Genomic DNA, 16,842 nt, shown 5'->3' on the forward strand with positions numbered 1-16,842 from the left:
GTCACATCCACCGGCGGAGCAGGTACTTCTCGACCACCACGAGGATCGCGTTGGTGATCGTGCCGAGCAGCGCCAGCAGGACGATCGAGAGGATGATCCGATCGACGCGGCCGCTGTTCTGCGAGTCGGTCAGCAGGAAGCCGAGTCCCATCGACGACGCGATCAGCTCGGCGGCGACGAGGAACAGCCACGCCTGCGCGAGCGCCAGCCGGAGCCCCGCGGCGACCGACGGCACGACGGCCGGCAGCTGCACCGTGCGGAAGAGAGACCATCCGCGAAGACTGAACGAGCGTCCCGCCTCTACCAGCTGCGGGTCGACGTGGCGGAGTGCGGACGCGACAGTCGTGTAGACCGGGAAGAAGGCGCCGATGGCGATCAGCGTCACCTTGGACTCCTCGCCGATCTGCATCCACAGGATCAGCAGCGGCACCCAGGCGAGCGACGGCACCGCTCGGATCGCGGAGAGCGTCGGACTGAGCAGCACGTCGCCGACCCGTGACAGACCGACGATGCCGGCCACCGCGAGTCCGATGACAGAACCGACCGCGAACCCGAGCAGGACCCGTTGCACCGAGATGGCGACGTGCGTCCACAGCGTGCCGCGCTCGGCCAGCTCGACCCCCGCGGTGAAGACGGATGCCGGCGAAGGGAGCAGGTAGGGCGCGACGAGCCCGGTGGTCGTGACCAGCTGCCAGGCACCGACGATGATGAGCGGAAGCAGCAGCCCGCCGACGAGTCGCACCGCAGGTCGATCCCAGGCGTGACGGGCACCGGCCTCGTCGCGACGCCGGACTCCGCGCGCCGCGTCGATCGCGTCCTGCGCATCCGCGGGCACCACCACGCGCTGGTCGGGAGTGATCACTCGCCGCCGACCGCCTTCTCGGCGAAAGTGGCGTTGATGAGGGAGTCGAGAGCCTTCTCGACCGAAGCCTCGCCACCCTGGACATCTCCGGATTCGACCAGCACCGGCGCGATCTTCTCGAGCACGGCGATCTGCGCCTCACCGGGGATGCCGCTGACGTCGAGGTTCGACCGCTCCTCGATGACGGTCGTCGCGACCGCGGGGTCGATCCCTGCGACCTCGGCGAGCAGCGCCGCGGTCTCGTCGGGGTTCTCGAGGGCCCACTCGCGCGCCTGCTCGTATGCGTCGACGACCGCCTGCGCGAGGTCCGCGTGGTTCTCGATGAAGTCCTCGGTGGCGTTGAGGAAGCCGTAGGTGTTGAAGTCCACGTTGCGGTAGATGAGCTCATCGCCCGATTCCACCTCGGCCGCGGCCATGATGGGATCGAGGCCCGCCCAGGCGTCTACCGAGCCGCTGTCGAGAGCGGCACGGCCGTCGGCGTGCTGGAGGTTCTGGACCTCGACGTCGTCGACCGAGAGGCCTGCTTCCTCAAGAGACTGGAGCAGGAAGAAATAGGGGTCCGTTCCCTTCGTCGCGGCGACCGACTTGCCCGCGAGATCCTCGACCGAGGTGATGTCGCTGTCGGGGCCGACGACGATCGCCGACCATTCGGGCTGCGAGAAGATGTCGATGACCTGGATCGGCGAGCCGTTCGATCGGGCGAACAGGGCCGCCGAGCCGGCCGTGGAGCCGACATCGATCGAGCCGGAGCGCAGCAGCTCGTTCGCCTTGTTGGATCCCGCGGACTGCACCCACTCGACCTCGACGTCGTCGCCGAGGATCTCCTCGAGGATCCCCTGGTCGCGGATCACGAGGCTGAGCGGGTTGTAGGTCGCGAAGTCGATGGACAGAGTGTCCGCCGACCACTCCCCCGAGGCTGCCGCGTCGTCGGACGACGAGTCCGAGGCGGTGGCGTTCTCACCGGCGACGCAGCCGGTGGCGACGAGCATCATCGTCCCTGCGATAGCGATCGCGGGGATGATTCGTCGGGTGATGGTGCTCATCGGGTCTCCTCGGTGGCGGTGCGGTGGTGGGTGTCCACGCCGAGTCCTTCGAGGAGCTCTGCGCGGAGGTCGGCGAGACCGCGATCGGCGCGGTCCCGGGGTCGGATGCCGGGGACGGTGATCGCGCGCACGATGGACGGCGCTTCCGTGTCGGCGTCGCCGAGCGTGCGCAGCAGCAGCACACGATCGGCGAGATAGAGGGCTTCTTCGACATCGTGCGTGACGAGGAGGACGGTGGTCGGCTCAGCCGCATGGATCTTGAGGAGCAGATCATGCATCCGCAGCCGGGTGAGCGCATCGAGCGCACCGAACGGCTCGTCGAGCAGCAGCACGCCGGGATTGCGAGCGAGGGCGCGTGCGAGCGAGGCGCGCTGCGCCATGCCACCCGACACTTCGCGTGGCCGCTGATCAGCGGCCTTCTCGAGGCCGACGAGCTCGATGAGCTCCCGAACACGTTCCCTGCCTTCGCGGCGCGCGGTGCCACGGGGCAGACCGAGCTCGATGTTCTGGGCGATGGTCCGCCATGGCAGCAGGCGGGGCTCCTGGAACGCGACGGCGGTGCGCTCGTCGACGTCGGCCACGCGCGTGTCCTGGATGCGGATGCTGCCGCCGGTCGGCGCATCCAGTCCCCCGACGAGCCGCAGCAACGTCGACTTGCCGCACCCGGAGGGACCGACGATGGCGACGATCTCACCGGCGGCGACGTCGACGTCGACCGCGCGGAGGACGTCGCGCCGGCCGCGGGAGAGCGTGAAGCTGCGCTCCACCCCCTGCAGGCGCACCGGCTGTGCGGTGCCGGCGATCGCCGACGCGCCGGCCGTCGAGGGCGCCGAGAGCAGAGAGGTCATGTCCCCATGCTGTCCAACCCGCCGGAATGTGACGAATGCGAGCGTAATGATCGGTCATGGAGATCCGAGGACGCGTCGAGACGCAGAACGGGCCGCCATCCCGAAGGATGACGGCCCGTTCAGAGCGTGATGCTTAAGCGTTGCCGCCCGAGAGCTTCTCGCGGAGAGCCGCGAGAGCCTCGTCATCCGCGAGCGTGCCCGCGCCTGCGGCCTCGCTCGAGAAGACCTGACCACCGAAGTCGTCGCCAGCGGCCGCCTCGGCCTCGGCTGCCTTGGCAACCTGAGCCTTGTGCGCCTCCCAGCGAGCCTGGGCTGCAGCGTACTCCTGCTCCCATGCCTCGCGCTGGGTGTCGAAGCCTTCCTTCCACGCACCGGTCTCGGGGTCGAAGCCCTCCGGGTACTTGTACTCGCCGGCCTCGTCGTACTCGGCGAGCATTCCGTAGAGCGCCGGGTCGAACTCGGTGCCGTTGACGTCAACTGCCTCGTTCGCCTGCTTCAGCGAGAGCGAGATGCGACGACGCTCGAGGTCGATGTCGATGACCTTGACGAAGACCTCTTCGCCGACCGACACGACCTGCTCGGCCAGCTCGACGTGCTTGCTGGAGAGCTCGGAGATGTGGACGAGGCCCTCGATGCCGTCTGCGACGCGAACGAACGCACCGAACGGAACGAGCTTGGTGACCTTACCCGGCGTGACCTGTCCGATCGCGTGGGTACGGGCGAAGACCTGCCACGGGTCCTCCTGCGTAGCCTTCAGCGACAGGGAGACGCGCTCGCGGTCGAGGTCGACCTCGAGGATCTCGACGGTGACCTCCTGGCCAACCTCGACGACCTCGGAGGCGTGCTCGATGTGCTTCCAGGACAGCTCGGAGACGTGCACGAGGCCGTCCACGCCGCCCAGGTCGACGAATGCACCGAAGTTGACGATCGACGACACGACACCCTTGCGGACCTGACCCTTGTGCAGGTTGTTCAGGAACGTGGTGCGCGACTCCGACTGCGTCTGCTCGAGCAGCGCACGGCGGCTGAGTACGACGTTGTTGCGGTTCTTGTCGAGCTCGAGGATCTTGGCCTCGATCTCCTGGCCGAGGTACGGCGTGAGGTCGCGGACGCGGCGCAGCTCGATGAGCGAGGCCGGCAGGAAGCCGCGGAGGCCGATGTCGACGATGAGTCCACCCTTGACGACCTCGATGACCGTACCGGTGACGACGCCGTCGTTCTCCTTGATCTTCTCGACGTCTCCCCAGGCACGCTCGTACTGAGCACGCTTCTTGGAGAGGATCAGACGGCCTTCCTTGTCCTCCTTCTGGAGAACCAGGGCCTCGACCTCGTCGCCGACCTTGACGACCTCGTTCGGGTCGACGTCGTGCTTGATCGAGAGCTCGCGCGAGGGGATGACGCCCTCGGTCTTGTATCCGACATCGAGGAGGACCTCATCGCGGTCGATCTTGACGATCGTGCCTTCGATGATGTCGCCGTCGTTGAAGAACTTCAGGGTCTTCTCGACCGCGGCCAGGAAGTCCTCAGCAGATCCGATGTCGTTGATGGCGACCTGCTTGGTGGCCGGGGCGGTCGTTGCGGTAGTCATGTAGTGGGTTGTCCTTGTGAATGGAGACTCGGGCTGAGGGCTCCGGCCGCGCACGGCCGATCATGAGCTCTGCAGCGATTGATTGGTTTCTGCCTCCCGGGCATGCATAGGCACGCCACGAGTGACAGTCAAGGTTATCAGATCCCGAGACGATATGACGGACTCGATACCATCCGCGTTCGGCGCGCTGACAGACTGTCTGCATGCCCCGCGCCGACAAGCTCCTCCTGCTCGACACCGCAAGCCTCTACTTCCGTGCGTTCTACGGGGTGCCCGACAAGGTCACGGCGCCGGATGGCTCCCCGATCAACGCCGCACGAGGACTCCTCGACATCATCGCGAAGCTGGTGACGCTGTACGAGCCGACCCATGTGGTCGCGTGCTGGGACGACGACTGGCGACCCCAGTGGCGAGTCGACCTGATTCCCAGCTACAAGGCGCACCGTGTCGTCGAGGTCGTGCCCGCGGGGCCCGACGTCGAGGAGGTCCCCGACCCCCTCGAGGCGCAGATCCCCCTCATCCGCGAGACTCTCGCCCTGCTCGGCATCCCGATCATCGGCGTCGCGGAGCACGAAGCGGACGACGTGATCGGCACGCTGGCGACGCACGCCACCATGCCGGTCGACATCGTCACGGGCGATCGAGACCTGTTCCAGCTCGTCGACGACGCGAGGAACGTGCGCGTCATCTATACCGCACGAGGCATGAGCAATCTCGAGATCGTCACGGATGCCGTGGTCGTCGCGAAGTACGGCGTGCTGCCGAGCCAGTACGCCGACTTCGCGACGATGCGCGGCGACGCATCGGACGGACTTCCCGGCGTGGCCGGCGTCGGCGAGAAGACCGCGGCCACGCTCCTGCAGGCCCATGGCGATCTCGCCGGCATCCGCGCGGCTGCCGAGGCGGGTGAGGGGATGAGCGCCGGGGTCCGGGCGAAGGTGCTCGCCGCCGCGACGTACCTCGAGGTCGCCCCCACCGTCGTCGCCGTCGCGACCGACCTCCCGATCACCTCGCCGAGCGACCCGCTGCGTCCGCTCGACCCGTCCGAGGCTGATGCTGCGACCGCAGTGGCTGAGCGGTGGAACCTGGGCGGCTCGATGACCAGGGCCGTCGCCGCGATCGCGACGATCGACGCCTGACTCAGCTCGCCCAGGCCAGCAGTCGGTCGAGACCCCAGGTCGTGATGATGCGGGAGGCAGGCACCCCCGCCTTCTCGGCACGCTCCGCACCGTGATCGAGGAGCGAGAGCTGACCCGGTGCGTGCGCATCCGAGTTGATCGAGAAGAGGCAGCCGGCCTCGAGGGCGATCGCGATCAGATCGTCGGGCGGGTCCTGACGCTCCGGCCGGGAGTTGATCTCGACCGCGACGCCGTTCTCGGCGCATGCGGAGAAGACGGCACGGGCATCGAACTGCGATTCCGGACGAGTGCCTCGGTCCCCCTGCACCAGCCGTCCGGTGCAATGCCCGAGCACGTTCACGCGCGGGTGGCTCACGGCGGCGATCATCCGTGCGGTCATGGGCCGGGCGTCCATCCGCAGCTTCGAATGGACGGATGCGACCACGATGTCGAGCTCCCCGAGGAGGGCGTCCTCCTGATCCAGCGCGCCGTCTTCGAGGATGTCGACCTCGATCCCCGCCAGCAGCGTGAACCCGTCACCCGATTCCGCCCTCACGAGCGGCATCTGCTCGCGCAGCCGCTCCGCGGAGAGTCCGCGGGCGACCCGCAGACGCGGGGAATGATCTGTGATCGCCTGATACTCGTGACCGAGAGCCCGCGCCGCTGACGCCATCACGCCGATAGGCGTGGTTCCGTCCGACCAGTCGGTGTGCGCGTGCAGGTCCCCTCGGAGCTTCGCTCTCAGGGCCGACACGCGCTCGGGCTCCACGTCGCCTCGGAGCTCCACGAGATAGTCGGGAACCTCTCCGCTCTGCGCCTGTCGGATGACTCCGAAGGTCGATTCGCCGATCCCTTTCGCCGCGCGCAGCCTCGTCGGATCCGAGCGCACGTCCTCCGGCAGCTGCTGCAGGGTCGCAGCTGCCTGACGGAAGGCCTTCGCCCGGTACCGCGACGCGCGTTCCCGCTCCAGCAGCGAGGCGATCTCGAGCAGGGCGGCGATCGGGTCCATCACATCCCCTATGCGGATGCCAGCTCGCGGCTGACGCCGATCCATTCGTCGAGCTTCGCTATGGCGCGACCGTCGTCGACCGCCGCGGCTGCCCGCTCGTAGCCCTCGCGGAGACGCTCGAGGATCGGTCGCTGTACCTGAGTCGCGTCCTGGGACAGCTCGAACGCGACGATCCCGGCCGCCGCGTTGAGGAGCACGATGTCTCGCACCGCGCCCGTCTCCCCCTCGAGCGTCCGGCGCAGCACCGCCGCGTTGTGGTCGGGCGTTCCGCCGATCAGATCCGCGAGGTCCGCGATCGGGATCCCGAGATCTCGAGGATCGAGGTCGTGCTCGTGGATGTCACCGCGCGTGACCTCCCAGATGCGGCTGTGCCCCGTGGTCGTCAGCTCGTCGAGGCCGTCGTCTCCGCGGAACACCAGGGCCGTGGCGCCCCGCGTCCGGAACACTCCCGTGATGAGGGGGACGCGCTCGAGCTGCGCCACCCCGACGGCGTTCGCCTCGGCCCGAGCCGGGTTGCAGAGGGGGCCGAGCATGTTGAAGACGGTGGGGACGCCGAGTTCGGCACGGACGGCGCCCGCGTGCTTGAACCCGGGGTGGAAGGCGCCCGCCCAGGCGAACGTGATGCCCGTGCGGTCGAGGATCGACGACACCGCCGCGGGATCGAGGGTGAGCTCCAGCCCGAGCGCGCTCAGCACGTCGGATGAGCCGGAGGCGGAGCTGGCTGCGCGGTTGCCGTGCTTGACCACCGGGATGCCGGTCGCCCCGATGATGACCGCCGCGGTGGTCGACACGTTGACCGTGCCGACACGGTCACCGCCGGTGCCGACGATGTCGAGGACGTCGGGCGACACGGGCAGCGGGACCGCCGCCTCGAGGATCGCATCACGGAATCCGACGATCTCATCGATCGTCTCTCCCTTGGCGCGGAGGGCGACGAGGAAACCGGCGAGCTGCGCCTGTGTGACGTCGCCGCGCATGATCTGACGCATCGCCCACGTCGATTCCCAGACGCTGAGGTCGCGACGCTCCAGAAGAGTGGTGAGCACGTCGGACCAGGTCAGGGAATCAGCCATGTGTGCGATCCTATCGGCGCAGGGAAAACGTGCAGACTCTTGCAGAACGGGCGCCGGGCGTCGATCATCCCTCGTTTCCCGCGTATTCACCGAGGATTCGCAGCGTTTTCTTAGGGTCCCCTAAGTCGTTCGCGGGCGAAACGAGGGCCTCCGGTGCGAGAATCACGCCCGGAGATCGGCCATAATGGAATGGTGACGACCTCAGCGACGTATGCCCCGGCGGCAAGAACGATCAAGCGCCCCAACCCGGTAGCTGTCGGCACCATTGTGTGGCTCGGCAGCGAGGTGATGTTCTTCGCGGGACTCTTCGCGATCTACTTCACGCTCCGCAGCACCTCCCCCGAGCTCTGGGCCGACCGCACCGAACTGCTGAACGTCCCGTTCGCGTTCGTGAACACGGCGATCCTCGTGCTCTCCTCGTTCACGTGCCAGATGGGCGTGTTCGCGGCCGAGGACCTGCAGCCGTACCGCATCGCCAAGGGACAGAAGAACGGCGCCGGCCGCCGTCGCCTGTTCGGCTGGGGCATGGTCGAGTGGTTCTTCCTCACCTTCGCCCTCGGCGCGATCTTCGTCTCCGGGCAGGTCTGGGAGTACGCGCAGCTCGTCGCAGAAGGCATGCCGATCAGCGCTGACTCCTACGCATCCGCGTTCTACCTGACGACCGGCTTCCACGCCCTGCACGTCACCGGCGGTCTGATCGCCTTCCTCCTCGTCATCGGCCGTGCGTACGCCGTCAAGAATTTCCGGCACAAGGAGGCGACCTCCTCGATCGTGGTGTCCTACTACTGGCACTTCGTCGACGTCGTCTGGATCGTGCTGTTCGTCGTCATTTACTTCCTGAAATAAGAGCGGAGCTGATCCCCGAGATGGCACGAGAGAAGAAGCGCCGTTCGAATGGCCGTCGCAGTCCCCTGGCTGCGGCAGCCCTCATCGGAGCAGGCCTCATGATCACCGGCGCCGTGTACGCCGGAACGTCAGCAGCCTTCGCTGCGACCGACACCCAGACCACCGCGGCGAGCACGCTCACCGTCGAGGACGGCGAGAAGCTGTTCACGGCCAACTGCGCCACCTGCCACGGTCTCGATCTGCAGGGCACGGCGAACGGACCGAGCCTCTACGGCGTCGGCGAGCTCGCAGTCGAGTTCCAGATGTCGACCGGCCGCATGCCGCTGCAGATGCAGGGGCCCCAGGCTCCGCAGAAGGAGCCGCAGTTCACCGAGGAGCAGATCCTCGCGATCTCCTCCTTCGTGCAGGAGTCGGCTCCCGGCCCCACCTTTCCCGAGGACCACATCCTCGACGGTGAAGGCGACGTCGCCAACGGCGCGGAGCTGTTCCGCGTCAACTGCGCGATGTGCCACAACGTGGCGGCCGCCGGAGGAGCACTCACCGAGGGCAAGTACGCCCCCGCACTGACCGAGACCAGCGCGCTGCACATGTACGCGGCCATGGTCACCGGCCCCCAGAACATGCCCGTCTTCGGCGACATGAACCTGTCGGACGAAGACAAGCGCGACATCATCTCGGCTCTGCTCTACCAGCAGCAGTCCGTGCAGATCGGCGGTTTCTCGCTCGGTTCGCTCGGTCCCGTCTCCGAGGGCCTGTTCGTCTGGATCTTCGGCATCGGCGCGCTCGTCGCCATCACCGTGTGGATCACGGCGAAGTCCAACTGACGCTTATTCATCGAAGAGGAACGTACGAGGAGCACCATGGCACACGACGACGACTCGCAGGCTCTTGACAGGGCCTACCAGCCCTCTCTGGGGCTGGGTGTCGCAGTCAGCGATCCCGTGCAGAACCCGGGGCTGCCGCCGCACCGCGCGCGGATGACCGACAAGGACCCGCGCGCTGAGAAGGCTGCAGAGCGCACGGTCTACACGCTGTTCTATCTCTCGCTGGCAGGAAGCATCTGGGCGGTCGCCGCCTACATGCTCTTCCCCATCGAGAGCGGCGCGCTCATCGACATCCGTCAGAACAACCTCTTCATCGGTCTGGGCATCGCACTCGCGCTGCTCTCGATCGGCATCGGCGCGATCCACTGGTCCAAGGCGCTGATGAGCGACAAGGAGCACATCGAGCACCGTCACCCCACCCGGGGCAAGGACTCGACGCGAGAGGCCGTCGTCGAGGCGTTCGCCACGGCCAACGAGGAGTCCGGTTTCGGACGACGCACGATGATCCGCAACTCGCTGTTCGCGGCGATCGTGGCCTCGATCATCCCCGGTGTCACGCTCTTCCGCGGTCTCGCTCCGCACAGCACACCCGACGACCCCACCGCGGGCGATCCGGTCACGCTGCTGAAGCACACCATGTGGGAGAAGGGCCAGCGTCTCGTGCGCGACCCCGACGGCACCCCGATCCGCGCAGCGGATGTGACCCTCGGATCCGCATTCCACGTGATCCCCGAGGATCTCGCAGAGCTCAGCCACCACGACGGCTACCTCGAGGAGAAGGCCAAGGCCATCGTGCTGATGATGCGCCTGCGCCCCGAGCAGCTCATCGAGGCCGAAGACCGCAAGGACTGGTCGTACGACGGCATCGTCGCGTACTCGAAGGTCTGCACGCACGTCGGATGCCCGGTGGCACTCTACGAGCAGCAGACGCACCACCTCCTCTGCCCCTGCCACCAGTCGCAGTTCGACGTCACGGATCACGCAAAGGTCATCTTCGGACCTGCCGCGCGTCCGCTGCCGCAGCTGCCCATCACCGTCGACGACGAGGGCTACCTCGTCGCACGCAGTGACTTCACCGAGCCCGTCGGCCCGAGCTTCTGGGAGCGCCATTGAGCACCGCAACGCTGTCCAAAGAGGACAAGGACAACAAGGCGCCTCTCGGCGGCCGATTCGTCGGCGCCGCGTCGAACTACATCGATGAGCGCACCAGCATCTCCGGCTTCGTCAAGGAGCTCGGACGCAAGATCTTCCCCGACCACTGGTCGTTCATGCTCGGTGAGATCGCGCTGTGGAGCTTCGTGGTCGTGTTCCTGTCCGGAACCTTCCTGACGTTCTTCTTCCAGGCCTCCATGGTCGAGACGCACTACACGGGCGCCTATGCTCCGATGCGCGGCATCGAGATGTCGGCGGCACTCGAGTCGTCGCTGCACATCTCGTTCGACCTCCGCGGTGGTCTCCTGGTTCGCCAGATCCACCACTGGGCCGCACTCGTCTTCGTCGCGGGAATCGGCGTGCACATGCTGCGCGTGTTCTTCACCGGCGCATTCCGCAAGCCCCGCGAGCTCAACTGGGTGATCGGCTTCGTGCTGTTCGTCCTGGCGATGGCCGAGGGCTTCACCGGATACTCGCTTCCCGACGACCTGCTCTCGGGCAACGGTCTCCGCATCATCGACGGCATGATCAAGGGCATCCCGCTGATCGGAACCTGGACCTCGTTCCTCCTCTTCGGCGGCGAGTTCCCGGGTACGGACATCGTCGGTCGCCTGTACACGCTGCACATCCTGCTGCTGCCGTTGCTGGTGATCGGCCTCATCGCCGTGCACCTCATGCTGATGATCGTCAACAAGCACACGCAGTTCGCCGGCCCCGGCCGTACGAACGACAACGTCGTCGGCTACCCGATGATGCCGGTGTACATGTCGAAGATGGGCGGCTACCTGTTCATCGTCTTCGGCACGATCGTGCTGATCGCGACGTTCTTCCAGATCAACCCGATCTGGAACTACGGCCCGTACGACCCCTCCCCCGTCTCCGCCGGTACTCAGCCTGACTGGTACATCGGATTCGCGGACGGCGCCCTGCGCCTCGCTCCGTCCAACCTCGACGTGGTCTTCCTCGATCGCACCTGGTCGTTCGGGATCCTGCTGCCGCTGGTCGTCCTCGGGCTCTTCATCGTGCTCGTCGCGATCTACCCCTTCATCGAGGCGTGGATCACGGGAGACAAGCGCGAGCACCACATCGCTCAGCGTCCGCGCAACGCGGCGACCCGCACCGCGATCGGCGTCGCCGGCGTGATCTTCTACGCCGTCCTGTGGGCTGCAGCATCCTCCGACCTCATCGCGACGCACTTCATGCTGACCATGGAGGGCGTGATCCACGCGCTCCAGGCGCTGCTGTTCGTCGGACCGGTCCTCGGCTACTTCATCGCCAAGCGGATCGCCCTCGCGCTGCAGAAGAAGGACCGCGAGATCGTGCTGCACGGTTTCGAGTCCGGACGCATCGTCCGCCTTCCCGGCGGCGAGTTCATCGAGGTGCACCAGCCGGTCGACACGTACGACCGCTGGAAGCTCATCGATGTGGACAACTACGAGCCTCTGGTCGTGCGTCCGAACGCGAAGGGACGAATCTCGTGGACGGAGAACCTCCGTTCTTCCATCTCACGGTGGTTCTTCGAGGACCGGCTCGCGCCGCTCACGCAGGCGGAGATCGAAGCTGCGGACGCTCACCAGCACCACGTCACGGCTCAGAACGATGAGACCGAGGCGGCGGAGATCCAGGGCGCCCATGAGCGCGCCGGCGTCCCCGACGCTCCGATCACCGTCAGCGAGACGCACGTCGACGAGACGGCGAACACTCCCAGCACGGTCATCGCGACCGAGCCGGTGAAGAAGCCTCGCAAGAAGAAGTCCGAGGACGACGAGTAACATCGCCGCTCCCCCGCAAGGAGGCCCTGTCCGTTTCGGACAGGGCCTCCTTCATGTCCGGGAGGCTCTCAAGTGAACGTGGAAGGATCGTGCCATGAGCTCCGCAGTCCAACTCATCCGATCCGCCGATCTCGCTGCCGCCCCCTATGCCTACGCCGCCACTGCTCCGGCGGGCTCCCGACTCATCTTCCTCGCGGGCGCCTGCCCGCTCGAGGACGACGGAACCACCACGGCCCCCGGCGACTACGCCGCGCAAGCGTCACGTTGCCTGGAGACCCTCGATCTCGCGCTTCGCGCCAGTGGCGCCACGATCGCCGACGTCATCAGCACGCGGGTCCTCGTGGCGTCGTCGTCTCAGGCTGATCTGGTCACGGCATGGAACGTCGTTCACGAGGCCTTCGCGGAGCACGACGTACCGAGCACCCTCATGGGCGTCACCGTGCTGGGGTACGACGACCAGCTGGTGGAGATCGAAGCGGTCGCTGCGATCGCGGAGACGAACCGATGAGCGCTGCGATCAGGCCCGCCACGTCCGAGGATGCGGAGCTCCTGACCGCCATCGAGGCCCAGGCTGACGCTCTCCTGATCGACAGTCTGGGGGCGCCAGTATGGCCTCCCGCTGCGAACGGTGCCGAACGCCTCGCCGAGCCGGGATTCGTTCTCGTTCTGGAAGAGTCAGAGGGCTCCTCCCCTGTGGGTATCGTCCATGTCCTGGACTCCGACGGTCATGCGCACCTCGAACAGCTGTCTGTCCTCCCCACCGTGGGACGACAGGGATTCGGACGCCGCCTTGTGAGCGCTGCACTCGATGAGGCGCGGGATCGCGGCTACACGCGCATGACCTTGCGGACCTATGCCGAGATCCCGTGGAACGCGCCCTTCTACGCGTCGTGCGGGTTCCTCGAGAGCATCCCCGAGACGCCGTTCCAGCGCGGCCTGGTGGAGACCGAGGCCTCCCTCGGCCTCGACCGATACGGACGCCGCGTCCAGATGACAGTGGAGCTCTGAGCCTGCACTCCACATTGGCGGATTCCAGTGCGCCGCCGTCCGGATGATGACGGCGGGACCTCGCGCCGTTGCCTAGGCTGAGCGCATGATCGATCGCGCTGACTACTACGCCGCCAAGCTCGCCTACGAGACCGATGCGAGCGATGTGTATGCCGCTCTCCGCTCCGAAGACGACATCGTCATCATCGATGTCCGCTCAGAGGAAGCGTGGGCGCAGGGACGCGTCGCTGGAGCGACACAGATGCACTACAGCGAGATCGCGAGCCGCGCTCCTGCCGAGATCCCCCTCGACGCCGCCGTCGTCGTCTACTGCTGGAGCCCGGGGTGCAACGCCGGCGCGAAGGGCGCTCTGGAGTTCGCGAAGCTCGGCTACGCCGTTCGCGAGATGATCGGCGGGTTCGAGTATTGGGTCAGGGAGGGCTATCCCGTGGAGGACGCCGACGGCGTCCACCGTCGGCCTGTCGACCCGCTGACGGGCATCTCCCGTGTCCGCAGCCGCGCGTAGCGACAGGACATGCAGAAAGCCCCTGGGATGGAGATCCCAGGGGCTTTCTGCATGCAGATCAGCGGGCGAAGTTCCCGCGGTAGTACTCGTAGACCCAGCCGACGATCGCGACGACGAAGATCGCCAGGCCGATCGGAAGCAGGAAGTGTCCGACGGCCAGTCCCACGACGAAGACGGCAGCGGAACCCGCGAGGACGATCGGCCACCAGGACCAGGGGCTGAACTCGCCGAGCTCGGGGTCTCCGTCGTCGATGTCGCTCGTGAGGATGTCCTCAGGCAATTCGCCGTTCTGAGCCTTGTGCGTGCGGTCGAGGTAGAACGCGATCATCGCGCCCATGAACGCGGCGAAGAACAGCGCCACGGTGCCGACCCATTCGATCCGCGCGGCGAAGTTGTCCGACGGCGTGGCGAGGATGTGCCAGCCGGTGTAGACGACGCCGACCAGGGCGAAGAAGGCGGTCAGGACCCACCAGAGGATGACATTGTCGCGCATGGCTCAGTGGCCCTCTCGCTCGCCGGGCGCAGCGGGCGTGAACTCCGCAGCCTCGGGGTGGTTCAGGTCGAACGCGGGACGCTCGCTGCGGATACGCGGGATCGACGTGAAGTTGTGACGCGGCGGCGGGCAGGACGTCGCCCACTCGAGCGAAGCGCCGTAGCCCCACGGGTCGTTGACCGTGACCTTCGGAGCCTTGCGAGCCGTGATCCACACGTTCAGGAAGAAGGGCAGCATCGAGGCGCCGAGGATGATCGCGCCGATGGTCGAGACCTGGTTGCCCCACGTCCATCCGTCTTCCGGCGAGTAGTCGGCGTAGCGACGCACCATGCCGTCGACGCCCAGCCAGTGCTGGATGAGGAACGTCATGTGGAAGCCGATGAACAGCATCCAGAAGTGCACGTAGCCCAGGCGTTCGTTGAGCATGCGTCCGGTCCACTTCGGCCACCAGAAGTAGAACCCGGCGAACATGGCGAACACGACGGTGCCGAAGACGACGTAGTGGAAGTGCGCGACCACGAAGTACGAGTCGGACAGGTGGAAGTCCAGCGGCGGAGCCGCGAGGATGACACCGGTCAGGCCACCGAAGACGAACGACACCAGGAAGCCGAGTGCGAACACCATCGGGGTCTCGAAGGTCACCGATCCACGCCACAGCGTGCCGATCCAGTTGAAGATCTTCACACCCGTCGGCACTGCGATGAGCATCGTCATGAGGGCGAAGAACGGCAGCAGCACAGAGCCGGTCACGTACATGTGGTGAGCCCACACGGCGACGGACAGTGCGGCGATCGCGATCGTCGCGTACACGAGCGTCTTGTATCCGAAGATCGGCTTGCGGCTGAAGACCGGGAAGATCTCGGAGACGATGCCGAAGAACGGCAGAGCGATGATGTAGACCTCAGGGTGACCGAAGAACCAGAACAGGTGCTGCCAGAGCAGGACACCGCCGTTGGCCGGGTCGTAGATGTGAGCGCCGAGCACGCGGTCCGCACCTGCGGCGAAGATCGCGGCGGCGAGCACCGGGAAGGCCATCAGGATGAGGAGGCTCGTGATGAGCGTGTTCCACGAGAAGATCGGCATGCGCCACATCGTCATACCCGGTGCGCGCATCGTGATCACCGTGGTGATGAAGTTCACGGCGCCGAGGATGGTTCCGAAGCCCGAGATGCCGAGACCCAGCATCCAGAGGTTTCCACCGGCACCCGGAGAGAAGGACGCACTGGCGAGCGGCTGATAGGCGAACCATCCGAACGAGGCCGCACCCTGCGGGGTGAGGAAGCCGGCGACGGCGATCGTCGAGCCGAAGAGGAACAGCCAGAACGCGAACGCGTTCAGACGCGGGAAGGCGACGTCCGGGGCGCCGAGCTGCAGCGGCAGGATCGCGTTGGCGAATCCGGCGAACAGCGGTGTCGCGAACATCAGCAGCATGATCGTGCCGTGCATCGTGAAGAGCTGGTTGTACTGCTCCTTGGTCGGGATGATCTGCATTCCCGGAGCGAAGAGCTCAGCACGGATGACGAGTGCCATCACGCCGCCGAGGAGGAAGAACAGCACCGAGGCGATGAGGTACATGTACCCGATCGTCTTGTGGTCGGTGGAGGTGATCCACTTGACGACGATGTTGCCCTTCTGCTCGACACGCGACGAGCTCATGAGAGCAGCCTGACGTGCGGGCAGGGTGGTGGGTCGAGAGCGAGGGGCCTCGTCGGTGCGGGGGGCTTCAGTGGTCGACATGGCTTACTCCTCTCCTTCCTCGGAGGTCGGGGCGGTGGTCCCCGGGTAGTTCGACAGACGGTCGTACGCGTCCGTGATGTCTCCCGTGTTGCCTTCCTCCTCGAGAGTCTGGAGGTAGGCGTCGTACTCGTCCTGCTCGACGACCTTGACGTTGAAGAGCATCATCGAGTGGTACTCGCCGCAGAGCTCGGCGCACTTGCCGGCGTACTCGCCGACTCGGGTCGGGATGAAGGACCAGGAGTTGTCCTTCCCGATGTACATGTCCTTCTTGTACAGGAAGTCGATGATCCAGAACGAGTGGATGACATCGCGGGACTGCAGGTTGATCGTGACCTTCTGGTCGACCGGCAGCACCAGCGTCGGGAGCTGCGCCTGATCGATGGTGCCGTCCGCGTCCGGCTGGGCCTGGATTCCCATCGTCCAGACGGCGTCGGAGTTGTCCTCTTCTTCACCGTCATACTGGAAGTCCCACGCCCACTGCTTGGCGATGGCCGTGATCTCGACGTCGGGTTCGTCCCACTTCGTCTCGATCGCCGACTGGTCACGCGCGGTGAAGAAGAACATGCCCAGCACGAGGATCAGCGGCACGACCGTGTAGAAGATCTCGATCGGCATGTTGTACCGCATCTGCACGGGCAGTCCGGTCTGACCCTTCCGGCGACGGTAGGCGATCGCGGCCCAGGCCATCAGGCCCCAGGTGATCACGCCGACGGCGAGGAGGACGATCCAGGAGTTGACCCAGAGCGACGAGACGCGCTCGGTCTGGTTGGTGGCCGCAGGCTCACCCTCCACGAAGCCCGGGAGGTAACCGTTCAGCTCAGTGGCAGTACATCCCGCCAGGGCCACGGCTGCCGCTACTCCCAGGGGGAGAGCGGCCCAACGAAGGCGGCGTTTCGAGGGCACGATGCACCTTTCAGATTGCGGACAGGGCACACCCAAGTCTAGGGCAACCTCACACCTGATT

17 protein-coding genes are annotated in these 16,842 nt (G+C 66.4%); 8 read left to right on the forward strand and 9 right to left on the reverse strand.

Features of this window, described 5'->3' with window-relative positions:
• Position 1: 1 nt before the first annotated feature.
• The 4 genes from AKG07_RS05935 to rpsA form a co-directional block, all read right to left on the reverse strand.
• Positions 2-862, reverse strand: coding sequence for an ABC transporter permease (locus AKG07_RS05935; protein WP_150115086.1), 861 nt, complete (start codon positions 860-862; stop codon positions 2-4).
• On the reverse strand, positions 859-1,905 hold the full coding sequence (locus AKG07_RS05940) for an aliphatic sulfonate ABC transporter substrate-binding protein (protein WP_053096688.1): 1,047 nt from the start codon (positions 1,903-1,905) through the stop codon (positions 859-861). Before AKG07_RS05940 ends, AKG07_RS05935 begins: the two co-directional genes overlap by 4 nt.
• Positions 1,902-2,753 carry an ABC transporter ATP-binding protein gene (locus tag AKG07_RS05945; RefSeq protein WP_053096690.1) on the reverse strand — a complete coding sequence of 284 codons (852 nt, stop codon included), beginning with the start codon at positions 2,751-2,753 and terminating at the stop codon, positions 1,902-1,904. Before AKG07_RS05945 ends, AKG07_RS05940 begins: the two co-directional genes overlap by 4 nt.
• A gap of 133 nt (positions 2,754-2,886) precedes the next feature.
• Positions 2,887-4,341 carry a 30S ribosomal protein S1 gene (gene rpsA / locus AKG07_RS05950; RefSeq protein WP_053096692.1) on the reverse strand — a complete coding sequence of 485 codons (1,455 nt, stop codon included), beginning with the start codon at positions 4,339-4,341 and terminating at the stop codon, positions 2,887-2,889.
• A 203-nt stretch (positions 4,342-4,544) separates the two neighbouring features.
• On the opposite strand from rpsA, the gene AKG07_RS05955 reads away from it, so the two are divergent.
• A complete protein-coding gene (locus AKG07_RS05955; protein WP_053096694.1) occupies positions 4,545-5,480 on the forward strand; it encodes a 5'-3' exonuclease in 936 nt (311 codons plus the stop codon).
• A gap of 1 nt (position 5,481) precedes the next feature.
• On the opposite strand, the gene AKG07_RS05960 is transcribed toward AKG07_RS05955, so the two are convergent.
• Positions 5,482-6,468: a PHP domain-containing protein gene (locus tag AKG07_RS05960; protein WP_053096696.1), complete on the reverse strand. Its 987-nt coding sequence runs from the start codon at positions 6,466-6,468 to the stop codon at positions 5,482-5,484.
• 8 nt (positions 6,469-6,476) lie between these two features.
• Positions 6,477-7,541, reverse strand: coding sequence for an anthranilate phosphoribosyltransferase (gene trpD, locus AKG07_RS05965; RefSeq protein ID WP_053096699.1), 1,065 nt, complete (start codon positions 7,539-7,541; stop codon positions 6,477-6,479).
• 189 nt (positions 7,542-7,730) lie between these two features.
• On the opposite strand from trpD, the gene ctaE reads away from it, so the two are divergent.
• The 7 genes from ctaE to AKG07_RS06000 all read left to right on the forward strand — a co-directional run bounded on the left by ctaE (position 7,731) and on the right by AKG07_RS06000 (position 13,648).
• Complete coding sequence (gene ctaE, locus AKG07_RS05970) at positions 7,731-8,387, forward strand: aa3-type cytochrome oxidase subunit III (protein ID WP_053096700.1); 657 nt, start codon at positions 7,731-7,733, stop codon at positions 8,385-8,387.
• 20 nt (positions 8,388-8,407) lie between these two features.
• Positions 8,408-9,211, forward strand: a complete 804-nt coding sequence (qcrC, locus tag AKG07_RS05975) for a cytochrome bc1 complex diheme cytochrome c subunit (protein WP_053096702.1) — start codon at positions 8,408-8,410, stop codon at positions 9,209-9,211.
• A gap of 36 nt (positions 9,212-9,247) precedes the next feature.
• The gene (gene qcrA / locus AKG07_RS05980; protein ID WP_053096704.1) at positions 9,248-10,324 is read left to right on the forward strand and encodes a cytochrome bc1 complex Rieske iron-sulfur subunit; all 1,077 of its coding nucleotides are present in this window, start codon (positions 9,248-9,250) and stop codon (positions 10,322-10,324) included.
• The gene (gene qcrB / locus AKG07_RS05985) at positions 10,321-12,135 is read left to right on the forward strand and encodes a cytochrome bc1 complex cytochrome b subunit (RefSeq protein ID WP_053096706.1); all 1,815 of its coding nucleotides are present in this window, start codon (positions 10,321-10,323) and stop codon (positions 12,133-12,135) included. Before qcrA ends, qcrB begins: the two co-directional genes overlap by 4 nt.
• 94 nt (positions 12,136-12,229) lie before the next feature.
• Positions 12,230-12,643, forward strand: a complete 414-nt coding sequence (locus tag AKG07_RS05990) for a RidA family protein (RefSeq protein WP_053096708.1) — start codon at positions 12,230-12,232, stop codon at positions 12,641-12,643.
• Positions 12,640-13,143, forward strand: coding sequence for a GNAT family N-acetyltransferase (locus AKG07_RS05995; protein ID WP_053096710.1), 504 nt, complete (start codon positions 12,640-12,642; stop codon positions 13,141-13,143). The genes AKG07_RS05990 and AKG07_RS05995 overlap by 4 nt, the downstream gene beginning before the upstream one ends.
• Positions 13,144-13,228: 85 nt before the next feature.
• A complete protein-coding gene (locus AKG07_RS06000) occupies positions 13,229-13,648 on the forward strand; it encodes a rhodanese-like domain-containing protein (protein ID WP_053096712.1) in 420 nt (139 codons plus the stop codon).
• A 58-nt stretch (positions 13,649-13,706) separates the two neighbouring features.
• Here AKG07_RS06000 and AKG07_RS06005 read toward each other — a convergent pair whose 3' ends face one another.
• The 3 genes from AKG07_RS06005 to ctaC are packed head-to-tail and all read right to left on the reverse strand — an operon-like array spanning position 13,707 to position 16,781.
• Positions 13,707-14,141 carry a cytochrome c oxidase subunit 4 gene (locus AKG07_RS06005; RefSeq protein ID WP_053096714.1) on the reverse strand — a complete coding sequence of 145 codons (435 nt, stop codon included), beginning with the start codon at positions 14,139-14,141 and terminating at the stop codon, positions 13,707-13,709.
• Positions 14,142-14,144: 3 nt separating this feature from the next.
• Complete coding sequence (gene ctaD, locus AKG07_RS06010; RefSeq protein WP_053096716.1) at positions 14,145-15,878, reverse strand: aa3-type cytochrome oxidase subunit I; 1,734 nt, start codon at positions 15,876-15,878, stop codon at positions 14,145-14,147.
• Positions 15,879-15,881: 3 nt separating this feature from the next.
• Complete coding sequence (gene ctaC, locus AKG07_RS06015; protein ID WP_053096718.1) at positions 15,882-16,781, reverse strand: aa3-type cytochrome oxidase subunit II; 900 nt, start codon at positions 16,779-16,781, stop codon at positions 15,882-15,884.
• Positions 16,782-16,842 lie beyond the last annotated feature (61 nt).

It is taken from the genome of Microbacterium sp. CGR1, assembly GCF_001266755.1.
In the GTDB taxonomy this organism is placed as follows: Bacteria; Actinomycetota; Actinomycetes; order Actinomycetales; family Microbacteriaceae; genus Microbacterium.

Bases quoted from the DNA above. Each gene is read 5' to 3' on its own strand.
- AKG07_RS05940 (WP_053096688.1), bottom strand. From the start codon at position 1,905: ATGAGCACCATCACCCGACGAATCATCCCCGCGATCGCTATCGCAGGG.
- AKG07_RS05945 (WP_053096690.1), bottom strand. From the start codon at position 2,753: ATGACCTCTCTGCTCTCGGCGCCCTCGACGGCCGGCGCGTCGGCGATC.
- rpsA (WP_053096692.1), bottom strand. From the start codon at position 4,341: ATGACTACCGCAACGACCGCCCCGGCCACCAAGCAGGTCGCCATCAAC.
- AKG07_RS05955 (WP_053096694.1), top strand. From the start codon at position 4,545: ATGCCCCGCGCCGACAAGCTCCTCCTGCTCGACACCGCAAGCCTCTAC.
- AKG07_RS05960 (WP_053096696.1), bottom strand. From the start codon at position 6,468: ATGGACCCGATCGCCGCCCTGCTCGAGATCGCCTCGCTGCTGGAGCGG.
- trpD (WP_053096699.1), bottom strand. From the start codon at position 7,541: ATGGCTGATTCCCTGACCTGGTCCGACGTGCTCACCACTCTTCTGGAG.
- ctaE (WP_053096700.1), top strand. From the start codon at position 7,731: ATGGTGACGACCTCAGCGACGTATGCCCCGGCGGCAAGAACGATCAAG.
- qcrC (WP_053096702.1), top strand. From the start codon at position 8,408: ATGGCACGAGAGAAGAAGCGCCGTTCGAATGGCCGTCGCAGTCCCCTG.
- qcrA (WP_053096704.1), top strand. From the start codon at position 9,248: ATGGCACACGACGACGACTCGCAGGCTCTTGACAGGGCCTACCAGCCC.
- AKG07_RS05990 (WP_053096708.1), top strand. From the start codon at position 12,230: ATGAGCTCCGCAGTCCAACTCATCCGATCCGCCGATCTCGCTGCCGCC.
- AKG07_RS05995 (WP_053096710.1), top strand. From the start codon at position 12,640: ATGAGCGCTGCGATCAGGCCCGCCACGTCCGAGGATGCGGAGCTCCTG.
- AKG07_RS06000 (WP_053096712.1), top strand. From the start codon at position 13,229: ATGATCGATCGCGCTGACTACTACGCCGCCAAGCTCGCCTACGAGACC.
- AKG07_RS06005 (WP_053096714.1), bottom strand. From the start codon at position 14,141: ATGCGCGACAATGTCATCCTCTGGTGGGTCCTGACCGCCTTCTTCGCC.
- ctaD (WP_053096716.1), bottom strand. From the start codon at position 15,878: ATGTCGACCACTGAAGCCCCCCGCACCGACGAGGCCCCTCGCTCTCGA.